The sequence below is a fragment of the Serratia sp. HNCC26DJ206 genome (assembly GCF_057180605.1).
This window is the reverse complement of sequence record NZ_JBXUGP010000119.1, coordinates 1-833: the sequence shown is the minus strand read 5'-3', so window position 1 is coordinate 833 and position 833 is coordinate 1. Positions and strand designations below refer to the sequence as shown.

Genomic DNA, 833 nt, shown 5'->3' with positions numbered 1-833 from the left:
GTAAATCGCCCCAGACAAAATTAATAACGCACCAATACCAGCAGGTCCCATTAGAGTGAACACACCTAGATATGCTCCAACCCCTCCGATAGCTCCTCCAGCGATAGTAAAACCACTCGCAATAAAATAAAACTTAGCTGCGTCTTTATCTCCAGCCTTGTATGCATCACTACCACCAAGCCCCATCCTCACTCCATCTAGAACAGACGCCACCCCAGCAATGATACCGCCCGCCCGGATAAGGGGATGTACATAATCCTTGGGTAACACTTCCCAGCTGTTCTTAATACTCAACATGCGACCAAAACCTGCAATTTCGGCGGCGGCACTGAGCACCATCAGGCGGTTAATGTAATAGGTTAGCCGCGTATCCGTTTTATCATCAATGGCCTCTGCCAGATTCTGCGCGTTTTGATTCCAGTCAGACATCTGTAACGCCAGCATAATGGCAGACAGTACAATACCAACACCATTGCCGCTGACGTAACGCTGGGTTCGCTCCTGCTGGATAAACTGGATCTGCTCATCACTCACCTTAGCCACTACGCTACCCGCATCACTCAGGGATACCCTGGAAACTTTAAGCGGTGCATTCAGCAAACCATCAGGTCTGAACCTTCCCTGATCGTTGAGCATGTTTTTTACTGCGTTCAGCGATTCCGGTGTGCTGATGTTCACCGTGATCGGCTTTGCCAACTGCACCGGGTCTGTGATAGACATCACTTGTCCTGTCGCTGAGGTGCCGCCACGTTGCACCATGCCGCCAAAGGCCGCACTGTTTTCAACCACGGCGAGCTGTAGCCATGCCCCCTTACGCACCATTTCCTGAAATT

General features: G+C 50.8%; 1 pseudogene. It reads right to left on the bottom strand.

The features are described from left to right. Window positions 1-833 (bottom strand): annotated as a pseudogene (locus AC2A1E_RS24205) (hypothetical protein); the annotation flags it as partial.